General features: G+C 70.3%; 15 protein-coding genes and 1 pseudogene. 13 read left to right on the forward strand and 3 right to left on the reverse strand.

Annotation, left to right across the window (positions count from 1 at the left end; all coding sequences use genetic code 11):
• The first annotated feature begins 86 nt into the window (after positions 1–86).
• The 4 genes and pseudogenes from EVJ50_RS07125 (at position 87) to EVJ50_RS07140 (ending at position 5664) form a co-directional block, all read left to right on the forward strand.
• Positions 87–2984, forward strand: a complete 2898-nt coding sequence (locus EVJ50_RS07125) for an EAL domain-containing protein (protein WP_150883182.1) — start codon at positions 87–89, stop codon at positions 2982–2984.
• Positions 2985–3250: 266 nt separating this feature from the next.
• Positions 3251–3838 (forward strand): annotated as a pseudogene (locus EVJ50_RS07130) (PAS domain-containing protein); the annotation flags it as partial.
• Positions 3839–3913: 75 nt separating this feature from the next.
• The gene (locus EVJ50_RS15005; RefSeq protein ID WP_225323172.1) at positions 3914–4120 is read left to right on the forward strand and encodes a PAS domain S-box protein; all 207 of its coding nucleotides are present in this window, start codon (positions 3914–3916) and stop codon (positions 4118–4120) included.
• 65 nt (positions 4121–4185) lie between these two features.
• Positions 4186–5664, forward strand: a complete 1479-nt coding sequence (locus EVJ50_RS07140) for a bifunctional diguanylate cyclase/phosphodiesterase (protein ID WP_150883184.1) — start codon at positions 4186–4188, stop codon at positions 5662–5664.
• On the opposite strand, the gene xth is transcribed toward EVJ50_RS07140, so the two are convergent.
• Positions 5594–6466, reverse strand: coding sequence for an exodeoxyribonuclease III (gene xth / locus EVJ50_RS07145; RefSeq protein WP_191964902.1), 873 nt, complete (start codon positions 6464–6466; stop codon positions 5594–5596). The two genes, EVJ50_RS07140 and xth, sit on opposite strands and share 71 nt — an antisense overlap.
• Before the next feature lie 56 nt (positions 6467–6522).
• On the opposite strand from xth, the gene EVJ50_RS07150 reads away from it, so the two are divergent.
• The gene (locus EVJ50_RS07150) at positions 6523–6855 is read left to right on the forward strand and encodes a hypothetical protein (RefSeq protein ID WP_225323130.1); all 333 of its coding nucleotides are present in this window, start codon (positions 6523–6525) and stop codon (positions 6853–6855) included.
• Here EVJ50_RS07150 and EVJ50_RS07155 read toward each other — a convergent pair.
• Positions 6842–7687: a tetratricopeptide repeat protein gene (locus EVJ50_RS07155; protein ID WP_191964903.1), complete on the reverse strand. Its 846-nt coding sequence runs from the start codon at positions 7685–7687 to the stop codon at positions 6842–6844. The genes EVJ50_RS07150 and EVJ50_RS07155 overlap by 14 nt on opposite strands.
• A gap of 125 nt (positions 7688–7812) precedes the next feature.
• Here EVJ50_RS07155 and EVJ50_RS07160 point away from each other — a divergent pair, with 125 nt between their 5' ends.
• The 8 genes from EVJ50_RS07160 (at position 7813) to EVJ50_RS07195 (ending at position 15995) form a co-directional block, all read left to right on the forward strand.
• On the forward strand, positions 7813–8547 hold the full coding sequence (locus EVJ50_RS07160; protein WP_225323131.1) for a hypothetical protein: 735 nt from the start codon (positions 7813–7815) through the stop codon (positions 8545–8547).
• Positions 8544–9245: a DUF554 family protein gene (locus EVJ50_RS07165; protein WP_150883187.1), complete on the forward strand. Its 702-nt coding sequence runs from the start codon at positions 8544–8546 to the stop codon at positions 9243–9245. Before EVJ50_RS07160 ends, EVJ50_RS07165 begins: the two co-directional genes overlap by 4 nt.
• A complete protein-coding gene (locus tag EVJ50_RS07170) occupies positions 9242–9895 on the forward strand; it encodes a hypothetical protein (protein WP_150883188.1) in 654 nt (217 codons plus the stop codon). The genes EVJ50_RS07165 and EVJ50_RS07170 overlap by 4 nt, the downstream gene beginning before the upstream one ends.
• Positions 9892–11118, forward strand: a complete 1227-nt coding sequence (gene larC, locus EVJ50_RS07175; RefSeq protein ID WP_150883189.1) for a nickel pincer cofactor biosynthesis protein LarC — start codon at positions 9892–9894, stop codon at positions 11116–11118. Before EVJ50_RS07170 ends, larC begins: the two co-directional genes overlap by 4 nt.
• Positions 11115–12065 (forward strand): lysylphosphatidylglycerol synthase domain-containing protein, encoded by a 951-nt coding sequence (locus EVJ50_RS07180; RefSeq protein WP_150883190.1) that lies wholly within the window; start codon positions 11115–11117, stop codon positions 12063–12065. The genes larC and EVJ50_RS07180 overlap by 4 nt, the downstream gene beginning before the upstream one ends.
• A gap of 17 nt (positions 12066–12082) precedes the next feature.
• The gene (locus EVJ50_RS07185) at positions 12083–12553 is read left to right on the forward strand and encodes a Fur family transcriptional regulator (protein ID WP_191964904.1); all 471 of its coding nucleotides are present in this window, start codon (positions 12083–12085) and stop codon (positions 12551–12553) included.
• Positions 12554–12765: 212 nt separating this feature from the next.
• Entirely contained in the window at positions 12766–13800 is a 1035-nt protein-coding gene (locus EVJ50_RS07190) for an esterase-like activity of phytase family protein (RefSeq protein WP_225322838.1), read from the forward strand.
• A 161-nt stretch (positions 13801–13961) separates the two neighbouring features.
• Complete coding sequence (locus tag EVJ50_RS07195) at positions 13962–15995, forward strand: PhoX family phosphatase (RefSeq protein WP_370455455.1); 2034 nt, start codon at positions 13962–13964, stop codon at positions 15993–15995.
• Here the strand turns inward: EVJ50_RS07195 and EVJ50_RS07200 are convergent.
• Complete coding sequence (locus tag EVJ50_RS07200) at positions 15992–17473, reverse strand: ABC transporter permease (protein ID WP_370455456.1); 1482 nt, start codon at positions 17471–17473, stop codon at positions 15992–15994. The genes EVJ50_RS07195 and EVJ50_RS07200 overlap by 4 nt on opposite strands.
• Positions 17474–17501 lie beyond the last annotated feature (28 nt).

Below are 17501 nucleotides of genomic sequence, written 5' to 3' on the forward strand. Positions count from 1 at the left end.
TTGCTGCCGGTGGCGTGTCCAGACATGCCTTGCCAGACAGGAGTTGGGCCTTCCTCACTGCAAGGGGGGGGAGCCGAGGCAACGCCATGAGAGCCCAGGAACCCACCGAAGACGAGGAGAACGCTGAGGCGTACGCCGCCGCCGCTCCGGAGCAGGAGGACGCCAGGGGTTTCCTGAATGACGAGGCGTTGTGGGATGTTCTCGACACGCTTCCCTGGGGAATCGTTCTTTACCGACCCGTTGCCGATGCGAACGACTACGTCTTCGTCGGCCTCAACCGGATGGTGGAGCAGACCGAGGCTGTCCCGCGCGGGGACCTGCTGGGCCAACGGCTGACAACGGCCTTCCCCGGTGTGGAGGACTTCGGGCTGCTGGAGGTGCTCAACCGGGTGAAGACCAGCGGCAGGCCCGAAACCATGCCGCCCACCCACTATCAGGACGAACGCATCAGCGGCTGGCGGGAAAACAGGGTCTTCCGGCTGGACAACGGCCTGTTGATGGCGGTCTACGAGGACGTGAGCGATCGCGTGGCCAGTGAATCCCTGAGCAGAGCCCTGCTGCAGTGGACCCAGCTGCTCAGCGAATCGAGCCTGGACGGGATCTGGGACTGGAACGTAGAGGACAATCAGCTCTATCTCTCACCCAGATGGAAGGCCCAGCTGGGCTTCGCGGATGACGAGCTGGCCAACAGCTTCGAAACCTTCACCACCCATCTCCACCCGGAGGATCGCACTCGGGTGCTGGCCCATCTGCAGCGGTTTCTCGATCAGCCCGAGGAGCTCTGGCTCGAGGAGTTCCGCATGCAGGCCAAGGGCGGCGATGACCAGTGGGTGATGGCACGAGGCACGCCGGTGCTGAACGCCGACAACAAGGTGGTGCGCCTGCTCGGTGTGCACATCAACATCACGGATCGCAAGCAGGCTGAGCAGAGGCTGATTGAAGAGAAACGCCATCTCCGCTTCGTGCTCAAAGCCACGCAAACCGGTTCATGGTCGTTTGATGTGGCCAGCCAGGCGGTGACGTGGTCGGAGGAAGTGGAAGCCATCTACGGAATGGAGGCCGGCTCGTTCCGGGGCACCTTCGAGGAGGTGAGGCAAGCCATCCACCCGGACGACTTTCAGGCCTGGCAGGACGACGTGGCGCGCTGCCTGTCGGGGGAATCAGACCACAACCTCCAGTACCGGATCGTCCATCCAGATGGCTCCATTCACTGGATTCATGCCCACGGTGCTGCGGTGAGGGATGAGCAGGGGGCCGTGATCCGCATCGAGGGCCTCACGCAGGACGTCACCGCACACAAACAGAATGAACGGAAGCTCCGCCAGGCCGCGGCCGTGTTCGCCAACACCTGCGAAGCCGTGATCCTCACCGATCTCGATGCCACGATCCTCGATGTGAATGCCGCCTTCACCACCATCACCGGCTACAGCCGGGCGGAGAGCATCGGCAGGAACCCGCGCTTTCTCAAGTCAGGCCATCAGGATCAGGCCTTCTATCAGGGGATGTGGAATGCGCTGCTGGATCGCAACCAGTGGAGCGGTGAGGTGTGGAACCGCCACAAGGATGGCCATCCCTATCCGATTCGGCTCTCGATCAGCCGGTTGCGGGATGAGAACGGTCGGGCCAACGGCTATGTGGGCGTCTGCTCCGACATCTCGACCAGCAAACAGACCGAAGCACGCCTGCAGCACCTCTCCCAGCACGATTCCCTCACCGGCCTGCCCAACCGGGCCTGCTTCGACGCGTTGCTGGAGAAGCGCTTGCAATCCGCGCAACGCGATCACAGCCAGCTGGCCGTGGTGTATGTGGATCTCGACAACTTCAAACCCGTCAACGACAATTTCGGCCATCTGATCGGCGATGGCCTGCTCAGGCAGGTGGCTGACCGCCTGAGGGATGCCGTGCGCTCCAGCGATGGCGTGGCCCGGATCGGGGGGGATGAGTTCGTGCTGCTGCTGGATCAGCTCGCCTCGACCGATCAGGCGCGGATCATCGCCCACCAGCTCCAGCGCAGCCTGCAGCGGCCCTTCACCGTCAGCAGCCACCTGGTGCGCATCAGCGGCAGCATCGGCGTCAGCCTCTACCCCCAGGACGGCGATGACGCGATCAGCCTGATGCGCCATGCCGATGCGGCGATGTACCGCAGCAAGGAACTCGGCCGCAACTGCATCAGCTTCCACACCCGGGAGATGACGATCACGGCCCAGCGGGAGGCCCGGTTGCTGAAGGACCTCGCTCCCGCCCTGGCCGGCCATCAGCTCTCACTGATGTATCAACCCCTGGTGGATCTGAAAACCGGCCGGCTCCGGGGCCTGGAGGTTCTGCTGCGCTGGCAGCACCCCAGCCTGGGCAGCATCCCGCCCGATCTGTTCGTGCCCTTGGCGGAGCGCAGTGGCCAGATGGGGTCGCTCACCGCTCACGTGCTGGACCAGGCCTGCCGGCAGGGCCGGCACTGGCTCGATCAGGGCCTGCTGTTCGGTCGCATCAGCGTGAACATGGCCGGCTCCGAAGTGCAGCAGGGTGATCTGGTGGAGCGCATCGATCAGACCCTGAAGGAGACGGGCCTGGAGCCGAGGCATCTGGAGCTGGAGTTTTCCGAGCGAGCGCTGATGCGACGCAGCGGCAACGGCAGTGCCGCTCAGCTGCTGCAGGCCCTGAAGGACCTGGGCGTGCCTGTGAGCCTCGATGACTTCGGAACCGGCGCCTCGTCTCTGGCGGCCCTGCGGAAGCTGCCGCTCCACGCCCTCAAGCTCGATCGCAGTTTCGTGGCCGGGCTTCCGGATCACGATGACAGCGCAGCCATCGCCGAGGCGGTGATCAGCATGGGCCGGGCATTGAGGCTGGACGTGATCGCCGAGGGGGTGGAGCTCCGCGAGCAGGCGGCGTTTCTCCGCGATCACGGCTGCCCACTGGCCCAGGGCTACCTCTATGGCCTTCCGATGCCGGCCGAGCAGATCGAAGCCGTGCTCTCGGAGCAGACCTGAACCCGGCCGCGACGCCGGAAGCAACACCGGAGGCGGCACCGGCATCGCACTACGCTGGATTCACCGTTCCGTTGTTTCCGCGATACCGCCGGCTCCGAGCACCCCCGGCAGCCGTGGCTGACCCAGCGGCAACTGCGGTGACCCCTCTCGATGAGGAGGGTCTGCGGGAGGCGCTCGATGGCCTGCCTCTCGCCGTGTCCGTGCATGAGCCGCTGGAGGGAGGCCGCCGCTTCCGCATCCTGGCCTTCAACCGGCGGGCCGAGGCCATGGAGGGTCTGTCGCACCGGCAGGTGCTGGGGCGAGAGCTGCAGGAGGTGTTTCCCGCAGCGGAGGCCTTCGGACTGCTGGCCGTGATGCGGCGGGTGCTGGGCAGCGGCAAGGCCGAAGCGATGCCCGGCGCCCCCTACGCCGATGAGCGGATCTGCGGCTGGCGGGAGCACGAGGTGCACCCCCTGCCGAGCGGCCGGCTGATGCTCATCAGCCGGGACCTCGACGCCCGGGCAATGACCAGCGTCCAGCGCGAGGTGAGGGGGAGCGACCAGCGCTATGAACTGCTCGCCGAGGCCAGCCTGGATGGCATCTGGGACTGGGATCTGGCCGGCGATCGCGTGTTCTTCTCCGATCGCTGGAAGGCCCAGCTGGGCTATCAGCGGCACGAACTCGAGGACAGCGTCGCCACCTGGAAGCGCCTGCTCCACCCCGACGACAGGCCGCGGGTGCAGCAGTAGCTGGAGGCCTTTCTCCTGGCCCCCGGCAGGGTCTGGGAGTCGGAGTTCCGGCTGCGGCACCGGCGGGGCGAGGACCGCTGGATGCTGGCCCGGGGCGTGCCGGTGCTCGGCAGCCAGGGGGAGCTGAGCCGCATCCTCGGTGTCCACATCGACATCACCGAACGCAAGCGGGCGGAACTGAGGCTGCAGCAGACGGCCACCGTGTTCGCCAACACGATCGAGGGGGCGCTGATCACGGATCTGGAGGGAACGATCCTCGATGTGAATCCGGCCTTCGAGACCATCACCGGCTACACGCGGCTCGAGGTGCTCGGGAAGAACCCGCGCCTGCTGCAGTCCGGCCGCCACGACCGGGGCTTCTATCGGCAGCTCTGGAAGGGGCTGCTGAAGACGGGCCGCTGGAGCTGAAGACGGGCCGCTGGAAGGGAGAGCTGTGGAACCGGGGCAGGGACGGACGCATCTATCCGTCGCTGATGGCGATCAGCACGGTGCGGAACGCGGAGGGCCAGAGCACGGGCTTCGTGGGTGTGTTCTCTGACATTTCCGCCAGCAAGGGGACCGAGGCCCGGCTGCAGTGGCTCGGCCAGCACGATTCCCTCACCGGCCTGCCCAACCGTCTGCTGTTCGACGCCCTCCTCGGCAAACGGCTGCTCGCCGCCCAGCGCGACGGCACCCGGCTGGCGGTGATCCACATCGATCTCGACAGCTTCAAGCCGATCAACAACAGCTTCGGCCATCTGGCCGGTGATGAACTGCTCCAGCACCTGGGCACCCGGCTGAAGAAGCTGGTGCGCTCCTCGGACACCGTGGCCCGCATCGGCGGCGATGAATTCCTGCTGCTGCTGGATGATCTCGTCGCACCCAGCGAAGCGCGCGGCATCGCCGGCAAGATCCACCGGGAACTCCAGGCCCCCTTCCAGATCGGCCCGCAGCGCTTCTACACCACCTGCAGCCTCGGGCTGAGTGTGTATCCCGAGGATGGGGCCGATGGCCTGAGCCTGATCCGACACGCCGATACCGCCCTTCAGCGGGCCAAGGATCAGGGCCGCAACACGATCTGCTGCTTCACCGAAGACATGAGCGCGGGCGCGCAGCGGGAGGCCCAGCTGCTCAACGGCCTCGGGCATGGGCTCTCCTGCGGTGAGTTCTCACTGGCGTATCAGCCCCAGGTGGAGATCCGCACGGGCCGGCTGCTGGGGATGGAGGTGTTGCTGCGCTGGGACCACGGCGATCTGGGTCCCATCACACCCGACCAGTTCATTCCCGTGGCCGAACGCAGCGGATTCATCCGTGAGCTGGGCGACTACGTGCTGCAGGAGGCCTGCTTCCAGGCGCGCACCTGGCACGACATGGGGCTCGCCTTCGGCTATGTGGCGGTGAATGTGGCCGGGAGCCAGATCCAGCAGCTCGACTTCGCCAGCGCTGTGGAGGACGCCCTGGAACGGAGCGGCCTGCCCGCCGACTGCCTGGAACTGGAACTCACCGAAAGCTGCGTGATGAACAGCATCGAGACCAGCATCGGCCAGCTGCAGGAGTTGCAGCGCATGGGCGTGCGCACCAGCGTCGACGACTTCGGCACGGGCTACTCCTCCCTGGCCTACCTGCGCCACCTGCCGGTGAGCCGGCTCAAGATCGACAAGTCCTTCATCCGCGGCCTGCCCGCCGACGGCAACGATGCCGCCATCGCCGATGCGGTGATCGCCCTGAGCCGTGCCCTGAATCTGGAGGTGATCGCCGAGGGGGTCGAAACCCGGCAGCAGGCCGAATTCCTCGGCTCCCGCGGCTGCGGGATCGCCCAGGGGTATTTCTACGGACGACCGATGACAGCCGAGGCGATGCAGGCGGCTCTGGTCGTCCAGGGGGGCTTCCAGGCGCCGGCCATCACGTCTCCCAGCCCAGGGGCTGATCCTCCAGCCACTCCTCCTCGTCCCCGCCCGCCGGCGGCCAGCTGAGGGTCACGATCACCGGAGCGTGATCACTCGGCTGCGGGCGGCCCCGCTCCTGGCGGTCGATGGAGCAGCCACTGGCCTGGGCGAGCAGCACGGCATCGAGATAGATGTGGTCGATCCGCCAGCCGCGGTCGCGATCCCATGCGCCGCTGCGGTAGTCCCACCAGCTCCAGTGGCCGGCGCCCGGCTCGAAGGCCCGGAAGCCATCCTGCAGAGCATCCTCCCCGTCGCCGCAGGCCTGGAGGGCCAGCTGCAGCGCCTGCCGTTCCGCGTCGCTGGCCATGATGCCCCCGGTCTGGCGGTCCGGATCGGGCAGATCGCGGGCATCCGGAGCGATGTTGAAATCGCCCACCACGCACAGGGGCTCCGGCTCGCGGCTCTGCCGCTCCAGGTAGCGGCGCAGCTGGGCCAGCCAGCGCAGCTTGTAGGCGTACTTGTCCGACTGAAGCGAGGAGCCGTTGGGCACGTAGAGATTCACGACTCTCAGGCCGTCGATGCAGGCGCTGAGCACCCGGGCCTGCTCATCACAGGCGATGGTTTCAGGATCCTCCGCCAGCACCGCCCGGAAACCGCGTTCCAGGCTCTCGATCGGGGGCCGACTCAGGATCGCCACGCCGTTGTAGGTCTTCTGACCGTGAATGCCGACGCTGTAGCCGAGAGCCTCGAAGGCCGCCGTGGGGAAGCGGTCGTTCTCCACCTTGGTCTCCTGCAGGCAGAGCACCTCCGGCCGGCAGCGATCGAGCCAGGCGAGCACATGCGGCAGGCGCGTGCGGATGGAATTGACGTTCCAGGTGGCGATCTGCACCGATCGTCGCTGTCGGGGTGCGACCCCTAGCATCCGATCGACGACGCGATCCCGAGATGCCGGCCACCCGCACACTCCGTCTTCTCCTCGGCGCCGCCGCCAGCCTCCCCTGCATGGCCCTCGCCGCCGGCCCCGCCCTGTCCAATCCCAACTCCACCTGGAGCCGGGACTCAGGCTGGACCCGCCAGGAACAGGAGCTCTACGACTATGACCCCACCGGCTCCCAGGATCAGGGCATTCTCGATGCCACCAACCCGCTCGAGCTGATGAACCGCCTGCGGCGGCTCACCGCCATGGACGACGCCACCCCGCCCGATGACGCCATCGATGCCGCCCTTCGGGACTTCGAGGCGCAGCAGACCCCCGGCGCCAGCCTCAGCGGCCCCTGAGCTCCTGGTCACCGCCGCTCTCCTCGGGCTGCCCGGACGTCGCCTCGTCCTCCGCTGCGAGCGACTCCACTGAACTGGGTGGCTCACCGTCCCGCATGGCCTCCAGACTCCAGCTGGCCGCCAGACCGTCAATCAGCGGCTGCAGTTCGGAACCCGCCACGGCGCGGGCCGTCTCCAGTTCCGCAAGGGCGGCTGCGGTGTTGCCCTGGTCCATCACACTCAGCGCCCGGGCCAGATGGGGCCGGACGTCGCCGGGCTGCTCACCGGCCAGCATCCGCAGAACGGCACGCGCCTCCTGGTGGCGCTCCTGCCGTCCCAGTAGTTCCGCCAGCATCAGACCCACCTCCATCCGCTCGCCCGCGCCGAGCTGCCGCATCACCTCCCGCAGCCGCTGCTCGGCCTCGGGAGCGCGGTCCTGCTCCAGCTGCACCAGCGTGAGCATCTGAAGCGCCTCCAGGTGGGCAGGGGTGCGGTGCAGGATCAGCCGCAGTTCCCGCTCGGCGCCCTCGGGGTCATTCTGGGTGCGGCGCAGCTCGGCCAGCATCAGGCGCAGGCCGGGGTCCTCGGAGCGGCGATCGGCCATCTGCTCCAGCAGCATCAGCGCTTCCGGCATGCTGCCCAGCAGAAGCAGGCGGTCGAGGAGTTCGTACTGCTCGGCTTCGCTCAGATCGCCGGCCATGATCCGGCTGCGCAACAGGTCCCGCTCCGCATCACCGGTCGAGTCCTGGGCCGGTTCCGGCCGGCGCTGCCGCAGTGCACCACTCAGCTCCCAGCCCAGTCCGGCCGCCAGCAGCACCGCCAGCAGGGCCAGGCCCATCTGCAGCGGCGTCAAGGGCTGGCGGCGGAGGGACAGGGGTCGTGCCGGAGACGGCGGCATGACGAGGGGACCATTGACGCTCGCTACATTGAACCCCCGATCGAGGTTGGCTCGAGCGGTCCCGGCTTTTCCATCGCCCGATGCGCCACCATCCGATCTCCCCGGTCACCGAACCGATGCAGTACCGGGCCATCGGTGTGGTGCGCGGGCGCTACTGCCCGGACGACCCCGGCGAGCTCACCCGCGGCCACATCAGCACCGAGGACGGCAGCCAGCTTGAGGCGGTTGTGCTGGGCCGGGTGCTCACCCTGATGCGCCGGCACATCGACCTCGACGCGCCCCACCTCTGGGTCACCTACCCCCGCTGCCGCACCGCCGATCAGCTGCACCTCCAGATCGTCGGGATCTGGGAGCCCAGCACCCTCACGACCGACGAGGACTCTGAGGAGGTCACCGACACCTCCGACACCCTGCCTGAGGGCGACAACTACTTCTCCATCCGCGGCGAGGTGCTGTTCACCCGCCCCGAGACCGGAGACGTGGTGCTGAAGGTGCGCCAGAAGCGGCGCGCCGATGGCCAGCGTCCCCTGCCGTTCAAGCTTCAGCTGAAGGGCACGCTGCCCATGGATCACCTGCGCCAGTTCGTGGCGCTCGATGTGCGCCGTCACGGGCAGGAGCTCCAGATCGAGCAGCACGAGCTGGTCGGACCGTTGCCGCGACGCGGCGAACGGGGCGGCCGGGCCCGCAACAAGCCGGCCCGCGCCCCTCAGCGGCACGATGCCGCCGGCGGCCAGCCGGAGCAGAACAGACCCGCCAGCCGGCCTCTGCGGGCGCTGCGCTCGGCACTCTCCCGTCCAGGAAGCCAGCGCGGATGAGCTTCTGGAGCGCCACCTGGGGCACCTGGTTCAACGCCGGTGCCGTGGTGCTGGGCGGCTGGCTTGGCAGACGGTTCGGCCACCGGCTGCCCAGTGAACTCCAGGATCACTGGCGCCGCTGGCTGGGGGTCATCACCGTGCTGCTGGGCCTGCGCCTGGCCGCCCCTCTGCTGGAGCTGGAGCTGGGACCGCTGCCCGCCCTCCTGCCCGCCCTGCTGCTGCTGCTGGCGGGCAGCGCCATCGGCCGGCGCCTCAACCGCAGCCTGCGGCTGCCGGCCCGTCTGGGGGGCCTGCGGGAGGGCGTGCTGCCCGGTGCCTTCGTGCTCTTCTGCGCCGGTCCGATGACCCTGCTGGGCTGCCTGCGCAACGGCGCCTTCGGCGATGCCGACCTGCTGCTGGTCAAGTCCAGCCTCGATGGAGTGGCGGCTGCCGTTCTGGCCGCCGGCACCGATGCGGCCCTGGCCTGGGTGGCGGCACCGCTGCTGGCCCTCCAGCTTCCTCTCTCTCTGGCGGCGGCCCGTCTCAGCGCCCTGATCAGCGACCCGCAGAGCTCGCCGCTCGTGCAGTTTCCCTCGGCCGTGGGTGGTCTGATGGTGCTCGCCCTGGCGCTGGAGCTGCTCGACTGCCCCGCCCCCTCCGTGAGCCAGGCCTGGCCGGGCCTGGCCCTCGCGCCGGTGGTGGGCAGCTGGATCCGATGAGTTCCCAGAGCGAGGCGACCGCCCTGCGGGCGGGGGCGGTGGTGGCCGCTCTCACCGGCCTCTCGGTGGCCGGGCCGATGCTCGGTCTGCCGGCCTCCTGGCTGGCCCTGATCAGTGCCGGCGGCCTGGCCGCCCTCACGCTGGATGCCGCCAGCTTCTCCGGCATGGGAGGCCACATCCTGGCCGAGGCGCTCCCTGGAGGGCAGCAACGCCTCTGGCGCATCGCCGCCCATGAGGCCGGACACGTGCTGATGGCGCAGGCGGAGACCATTCCCGTGTCTCAGGTGCTGGTGGGCAGCCTGGCCTGTGTGCGGGCCGGCCTGACCAGCCGCGGGGCCACCGCCTTCTCGGTGCCCGATCACGCCAAGCTTCCCCTGGAGGAGCTGCGTCGCTGGAGCCGCGTGCTGCAGGCGGGCATGGTCGCCGAGGAACTGCTCCTGGGCGAGGCCTGGGGCGGCCGCGACGACCGCCACCTGCTCGGACGCCTCTGGGGGCTCTCCGGTCACGACGTCGACACGGCACGGCGGGAGCAGCGACTGGCCCGGCGGGAGGTGACCCGCCGGCTTCGCTCCGATCCCGATGCCCTGAAGCAACAGGCCCGGCAGCTGCTGGATCAGGCCCCCCGACTCTTCCGGGGCGGCGCCTCGTGAAGCGACTGGTGGTGGACTGCCCCACCGGCCTGGCGGGGGACATGCTGCTGGCGGCCCTGCTGGATCTGGGGGTGCCTCGTGGCGTGGTGGAGGAGCCGCTGCGGCACCTGGGACTGCTCGATCAACTGCGCCTCCGCGTCGATGAAGGGCGCAGCGGCGGCCTGCGCGGCCTGCGGGTCACGGTGACGCCCCTCCAGAGCCAGCCGCAGGAGCGCCACTGGAGCGAGCTGCGGGGCGAGCTGGAGCGGAGCCCCCTGCAGGAGCCTCTGCGCGGCAAGGTGCTGGCGGTGTTCGCGCTCCTAGCGGAGGCCGAGGCCGCGGTGCACGGCCAGGCGCCCGAGGCGGTGCACTTCCATGAACTCGGCGCCCTCGACACCCTGGTCGACGTGGTGGGAGTCTGCGCCGCGCTCGAACATCTGGCCTGTGAGGAGCTGATCTGCGCCTGCCCACCCGCCGGCCACGGCAGCGTCGGCACGGCCCATGGCCGCCTGCCGGTCCCCGTGCCGGCGGTGCTGGAGCTGGCGCGGCGCTGCGGCGTTCCCCTGGCCGGCAGCGGCGATCTCCCCGCCGGCGAACTGCTCACGCCCACCGGCCTGGCCCTGATGGCAGTGCACGCCAGCCGCTTCGGAACGAGCCGGGGCGGCTGGCCCGAGGCGGTGGGGGTGGGCCTCGGCCACCGGGTGCTGGATCGGCCCAACCTGGTGCGGCTCTGGCTGGAGGGGCAGATGAGCGAGAGCCAGGATGGAGCGCTGCCGGAGACGGTGCTCGTGCAGGAGTGTCAGCTCGATGACGCCGACGGGGAGGCGGTGGCCCATCTGCAGGCGTGCCTGCGACGCGCCGGAGCCCTCGATGTGGTCTGCCAGCCGGTCCAGATGAAGAAGGGGCGCTCGGGGGTGCTGGTGCAGGCCCTGGCCCGGCCGGACCGGGCGGCGGCGCTGCGCCGGATCTGGTTCCGCGAAAGCACCACGCTCGGCCTGCGGGAGGTGGTGCAGCAGCGCTGGACCCTGCCCCGCCGCGAACGGACCGTGCAGACCCGCCTCGGTCCCGTTCGCATCAAGGAGGCGGAGCGGCCGGGCGGGCGCACCCTCAAGCCCGAGCACGACGATCTGACGGCGCTGGCCGAGGCCAGTGGCCTGCCCCTGGCCGAGGTGCGCCGCATCGCTCTGGCCGCCTGCCAGCCAGGCACCGCCGAGGCTGAGGAAGCCCTGGAGGAGCATCCATGAGCCGCGGCAGCCTGCTCAAGTTCGCCGTTGCCCTGGCCTGCATCGGCTTCGTGGCGGCCGCCGTGATCGATCAGGGGCAGCAGCTTCTGGCCCTGCGCATCAGCCGCCAGGGCTGGCTGTGGCTGGCGGTCGGGCTGGGCATCACCACCACGAGCATGGTCTGCAACGCCGGTGTCTGGGCGGTGCTGCTGCGCTGGCTGGGGCGCTGGCCGAAGGGCCTGGAGCCGTTCACGCTCTACCTCACCACCAACGTGCTCAAGTACCTGCCGGGCAATGTGTGGCACCTGGCAGCACGGGTGAAGGCCCTGAAGCCGGTCTTCGGCCTGGCGCCCGCGCTGGTGTCCGTGCTGCTGGAGCCGATCCTGATGGCCACGGCAGCTCTGGCCCTGGTGCCCCTGGGCGGGCTGCAGGGCGGGCTGGGCCTGATCGCGCTGCTGCCGCTGCTGGCCCTGATGCCCCGCTGGCTCAACCCGCTGCTGGCACGGCTGGAGCGCAGCCGGGCCGAGGCCATGCACCTGGAGGGGGAGCTGGCCGCTGAACCGGCCTGGTCGGTGCCGGGCTACCCCCTGCTGCCGCTGCTGGCGGCCCTGGCGTTCGTGCTGATCCGGTTCCTCGGTTTCGCCTGCTGTGTGGTGGCCTTCTCCGAGCAGGCCGCGGCGGGCTGGCCCGTGTGGATCGCGGGATTCGCCCTGGCCTGGACGGCCGGGCTGGTGGTGCCCGGTGCGCCGGGCGGACTGGGGGTGTTCGAGGCGGCGCTGCTGCTGCGCTTCGGCAGCCTCATCCCCGAGGCCCCGCTGCTGGCCATCGCGCTCTGCTACCGGCTGCTGGCCACCCTCGCCGACGGACTGCTGGCGGCCACCGGCCACCTGGACCGGCGACTGGTGGGGCCACCCGCTGCCGCGGCCGCGCCGGCCGTATCGCTGTCTGAGGGCAGCTCCAGCTCCTGAGTCTTAGTTTGGCCCCGATGGTCTCCGATCTGCTGAGACAGGGTCTGCGCGGCCGGGGGCGGCGCCTCACCCCCCAGCGGCAGAAGGTGCTCGGCGTGTTCGAGCAGCTGGGCGAGGGCCGTCACCTGAGTGCCGAGCAGGTGCATCAGCATCTGCTTCAGGAGCAGGAGCGGGTGTCGCTGGCCACCGTGTATCGCAGCCTGCGGCTGCTCAGCTCGATGGGGCTGCTGCAGGAGCTGGAGATCAAGGACGGCGGTCGCCGCTTCGAGCTGGCGGGCGACACCCACCGCGACCATCACCATCTCGTCTGTGTGCGTTGCGGCCGCACCGAGGAGTTCGAGAGCGAGGCGGTGCTCCAGGCCGGAGCCCGGGCCGCCAGCGAGAACGGCTTCAAGATGCTCGAGTGCGTCTTCAGCGTGCGGGCCCTCTGTCCGAGCTGCGCCGCCCTGGCCGGGAGCCCTGCAGACCCGGCCCTGGAGCCGGACTGAGCCGGGAGGCCATGGCCGCCGCCGAGAGCCGCGGTGGCGCGGTGGGATCCTCCTGGGCGGCCTGGAGCGCCGTCATCAGGCTGGTGCGATCTCCCCGGATCCGGATCATCACGTCCGTGCAGTGCTGGCCTCCAGCCTGCGCTGCACCCACCCGGATTGTCCGTGCAGGCGACACTGGGGCCGCGTCCGGATGACACCGAACCACCGTTCACGTGCTGCCTGCCCCGCCCATCCCCCTGCCGTGCCCCCTCAGTGCCGGCTGGCAGGTGATCTCCCGCACGGCCCTGCCAAGGCGCCACCCCGATGGCCGCCGCATGGGCGGCTTCTCCGCCCTGGCGATGGGAGCGGACTCCGGCAGCGGGGACCGGCCGCTGTGGCTGCTGAGCGACACGGACCAGCCGGAGCTGATTCCTCTGCTGGGGTGGATGGACACACCCCGCTACGGGCCGCGGCTGCGGCTGCGGGGGGCCGACGGTGCACTGCTGGCGCCGCGCTTCGACGGTGAGGGACTGGTCCGGATCGATGGCAGCCTCTGGATCGTGAGCGAGGGGCGGCGCCGGCTGGGACGGCCACCGGCGCTGCTGCGCTTCGATCTGGCCAGCGGCCGGTTCCGGGAGAAGCGGCCCCTGCCCCGGGCCTGGCGGCCCGCTCCGGATGCCGGCCTGCGCTCGAACCAGGGGCCCGAGAGCCTGGCCCGCTGGGGTGAGGAGCAGCTGCTGGTCGGCGCCGAGAGTCCGCTGAAACAGGACCGCGACGACAGGGTGCGCCTGGCCCGGCTGCGCATGGAGGGATCCGGCATCGGCCCCGCACCACCAGCCCAGCCCCTGCGCCCGCTGGCGCTGCAGCCCCGCTCGGCCAACTGGGGCCTGACCGAACTCCTGCCCCTGCCGCGGCAGGACCGTCTGCTCGCCCTGGTGCGCGGCTACGACCCGCTGCAGGGCTGGTGGGCCCGGCTGCAGCTCTATCGCCTGCCCGGACCCGTGCAGGCGCCGGATCGGGCCGCACCGCTGCAGCCGTTGATGGGCTGGGACCTGCTGGCTGACCTGCTGCCGGCGGACAACTGGGAGGGCATGACCCCGGGCCCGCCGCTTCCGGATGGGCGAGCGACACTGCTGCTGCTGAGCGATGACAATTTCTCCACCCGGCAACGGAGCTGGCTGGTGCGCCTCGCTCCCCGTCGCCGCCCGGGCTGCGGGGCGGTGGCGCCCGGTCACCTGGACTCCGAAGCCTCCCGGCCCCCGACATGAGCCTGACCCGCCGCTCGGTTCTCAGCCTGCTCGGCCTGAGCTGCGGGGTCGCGGGAGGGGCCGCCCTTGAAGGAGGGCCCCGGGCTGGAACCGCAGCGAGACGACCTGGGCACCCTTCGGGAGCTGCACTGCTATTTCAGCCGGTCGCTCTACCGCTGCCCGTGCAAGGCGATGGACTGGAGGCCGCAGCCCAGCGGCAGCGTCTTGCCAGCGTGCAGCTTGAGGATCGCCTGGTGCTGCCGGCGGGCTTCCGGGCCGATCTTCTGGCCGTGTGGGGTGAGCCCGTCGGCGATCCGGCGGTCGGGGCGCGCTTTGGATTCAACAACGATTACGTCGCCCTGGTGCCCGAGCCGACCGGACCACGCGCGGACGGAGCGGATGGTCCGGAACGCGCGCTCCTGGTGGTGAACTTCGAGTACATCAGCCCGCTCCCCTGGCAACAGGGATTTGAAGCGGTGCTGGGTCGACCACTCCCCTACCAGCAGCTGGCGGACACCCTCAAGCCACAGCAGGGAGAGGCGGACTGCACCGCTCTGCCGGAAGGCCATCCGCTCCTCGCCCTCATCCGGGCGGTGAGCGATGAGGCGATGGCCGATCTGGGGGTGGGGGTCATCGCCCTGGAGCGCCATCGGGGCGCCTGGAGGCGGAGGACCTCGCCGCTGGAGCGGCGCATCGATGGGCTCGCCGGTCTGAGGGATCCCGCCCAGCGGCTGCGGGTGAGTGGTCCCGCCGCAGCTGTGTTCAACCTGCCGGAGCCCATGGGCTACAGCGATGGCCTGGGAGCATCCGTGATCGGCAGCTTCGCGAACTGCGCCGGCGGGGTGACCCCCTGGGGCACTGTGCTCAGTGCCGAGGAGAACGTGCAGGTCCAGATCAGCGAGGACGTTCATGCCGATGGCAGCGCCTCCCACCCCTCCCGAAGGCCCTTTCTCTGCAGCGAGACGCGCCTGGCCGGCCTCGGCAACGTCTACGGCCTGGCGGGGAACAAATACGGCTGGATGGTGGAGGTCGATCCCGCCGACCCGACCCGCCCGGCCTGCAAGCACAGCTGGCTGGGGCGCTTCCGCCATGAAGCGGTGGCCGTGAGGGCCATCGCCGGCGAACACCTGCAGATCTACTCCGGCTGTGACCGGCGCGGCGGCCACCTCTACCGCTATGTGAGCGACGCGGTGGTGCAGGACCCGAGCGATCCCGCCAACTCGGCCCTGCTCGATCAGGGCGACCTCCAGGTGGCCCGCTTCGAGGGCGATGGCAGCGGCCGTTGGATTCCGCTGCGTCCCGAGACGCCCGTGGATCCGTTTCTACCGAGCCGCTTTCAGACGGCAGGCCTCAGCTGTCCGGTGGAGCTGCCCCATTCCGACCGTCGCCTCGCTGGCGCCGAGCTCTTCGACGATGACGCCGCCGTGGCCGCCTACCGCCGGCGGTTCCCGACCCTGGCCCACCTCTACCGGGGCGCAGCCGCCGCGCTGCAGGGAGCGATCCTGGTGGATGCCCACCTCGCGGCCAGCGCTGTTGGCGGAACGCCGACCGCCCGCCCGGAGGACACCGACCTCGATCCGGTGAGCGAGGACCTGCTGGTGGCCTTCACGTCCGGCCGTCCGAATGAGCGGGGAGGCGCGGATCCGGCCGTGTTCACCGGACCGGCCGGAGAAGCCGGCTGGCCCCATGGCTGGGTGATGCGCCTGCAGGATCAGGACGACGGGTTCCGCTGGCGTCTTGCGGTCACCGGCGGTGAGCCCTGGGCCGGCGGCCTGGGCTTTGCCAACCCGGACAATCTCGCCCTGGACCGGAACGGCAACCTCTGGATCGTGACGGACCGGTCCATCGGCGATCCTGCGGGGGAGATCTTCGGCAACAACAGCTGCTGGCTGGTCCCCCGTGGGAGCGGGTCCGAGGAAACGGCCTTCTGTTTCGCCACGGGGCCGATGGAGTGCGAACTCTGCGGCCTGGCGCTCGATCGGGATGAGCGCACCCTGTTCCTCGCGGTGCAACATCCCGGCGAACGGCATGGGCGGAGGATGGCCGGCCGCCAGCTGGAGCAGGAGCACCGGCTGGTGGATCGGGAGGGCCGGACCTTCCTGCAGCGGCGGCAGGTCCCGCTGGGGTCGTCCTGGCCATCGCCGGCGCCGGGCCAGCCCCCGAGGCCGGCTGTGGTGGCGATCCGGCGCGATGATGGCCGGCCTCTGCTGGCCTAAGCCTCCCGCTCGAGGCCGGGGATCAGGGCGATCGAGGCGGCAAGGCCCAGCAGGATGATCATCAGGCAGGGCAGCAGAGCACTGGCCAGCCGCTCGTCGCTGGCGTACTGGTACACCCGCACCGCCAGGGTGTCGAAGCCGAAGGGCCGCAGCGCGAAGGTGAGCGGCAGCTCCTTCACGGTGTCGACGAACACGAGCAGACCACCCACCATCAGGGGCCCGCGCAGCAGCGGCAGGTGAACCCGGCGCAGCACGCCGCTCCAGCCCTGCCCGAGTGCGGTGGCCGCCTCATCGAGCTGCACGGGCATCCGCTCGAAGGCGGCGTCCAGCCCGCCCTTGGACACGGCCATGAACCGATCGGCGCAGCCCCAGACCAGCAGCAGCAGGGCCGGCAGGCCGATGGGCGCTCCCACCAGCAGCAGGGCCAGGGCCAGCACGGCGCCCGGCACCGCATAGCCCAGACCCGCCAGCTGGGTGAGGCCCAGCAGCACGGGATGGGATTGCCAGCGGGCGGTGAGTGCCAGCAGCAGAGCTCCACCGGCAGCGAGGACAGTGGCCAGGCCGCCGAGGGCCAGGCTGCGGCCACTCAGGGCGAGAAGCTCAGCAGCGTCACTGAGCACCAGCTGGTCCAGGCTCAGCGCGATCCAGATCAGCGGCACACCGAGGCTGATCAGGGGCGGCAGGCCGGCCAGAGCCTGGGCGGCGAGCGCCCGGCCGCCGCTCAGGGACCAGGCGGGGCCGGCCACCGCATCACTGCCCAGGTTCCAGCGCCGGCTGCGTCGCCTCAGCTGCCGCTCAACCGCCACCAGCAGGGCCACCACCAGCAGGGTGAGCAGGGCCAGAAGCACGGCGCCGGCGGGATCACCCTCCGCCTGCCAGCGCTGCAGGATGCCGGCGGACACGCTGGGGATGCCGAGCAGCTGCACCGCCCCGAGCTCGTTCACCACCTCCATTCCGATCAGGGCCACGCCCGCCCCGATGGCCGGCAGGGCCATGGGCAGGGCGACGCGCCGGAAGCTGCCCCAGGGGCCCACGCCAAGACTGCGGCAGGCCTCGAGCTGGCGGGCGCCACCCTGCTGGAAGGACTCGGTGCTCAGCAGGAACACGTACGGGTAGGTGCTGAGGCCCAGCACCAGCACGCCCCAGCCCATGCCGTACACCCGCCAATCGGCGCGGCTGGCCAGGTCCACCAGGGTGGCGGCCAGCAGGTAGCCGGGCGTGGCCAGGGGAACCAGCTGGGCAATGCGCAGCCAGCGGCGCCCGGGGAAGCGGCAGCGGGCGAGCAGCCAGCCGTTCGCCGTCCCCAGAGCAGCGCCCGCAGCAGCTGCTCCCAGCAGCAGGGTCAGGGTGCTGATCAGCTGTTCGAGGCCATCCGCGCCGAGGGAGAGAACCCCGAGATCGGCGCCGTCGAGAGCGGCCCAGCCCAGCCCCAGCAGAGGGCTCAGCGCCAGAAGGACCACCAGCAACGCCGAAACCACCAGGAGCTGACGGCTTCCGGAGACAGGA

The sequence above is a fragment of the Synechococcus sp. RSCCF101 genome (assembly GCF_008807075.1).
Lineage (GTDB): Bacteria > Cyanobacteriota > Cyanobacteriia > PCC-6307 > Cyanobiaceae > RSCCF101.

Excerpts from the sequence above, each read along its gene's own strand:
- EVJ50_RS07180 (WP_150883190.1), top strand. The coding sequence starts at position 11,115 with ATGAGCCGCGGCAGCCTGCTCAAGTTCGCCGTTGCCCTGGCCTGCATC.
- EVJ50_RS07170 (WP_150883188.1), top strand. The coding sequence starts at position 9,242 with ATGAGTTCCCAGAGCGAGGCGACCGCCCTGCGGGCGGGGGCGGTGGTG.
- EVJ50_RS07150 (WP_225323130.1), top strand. The coding sequence starts at position 6,523 with ATGCCGGCCACCCGCACACTCCGTCTTCTCCTCGGCGCCGCCGCCAGC.
- EVJ50_RS07125 (WP_150883182.1), top strand. The coding sequence starts at position 87 with ATGAGAGCCCAGGAACCCACCGAAGACGAGGAGAACGCTGAGGCGTAC.
- EVJ50_RS07140 (WP_150883184.1), top strand. The coding sequence starts at position 4,186 with ATGGCGATCAGCACGGTGCGGAACGCGGAGGGCCAGAGCACGGGCTTC.
- EVJ50_RS07160 (WP_225323131.1), top strand. The coding sequence starts at position 7,813 with ATGCGCCACCATCCGATCTCCCCGGTCACCGAACCGATGCAGTACCGG.
- EVJ50_RS07165 (WP_150883187.1), top strand. The coding sequence starts at position 8,544 with ATGAGCTTCTGGAGCGCCACCTGGGGCACCTGGTTCAACGCCGGTGCC.
- EVJ50_RS07185 (WP_191964904.1), top strand. The coding sequence starts at position 12,083 with ATGGTCTCCGATCTGCTGAGACAGGGTCTGCGCGGCCGGGGGCGGCGC.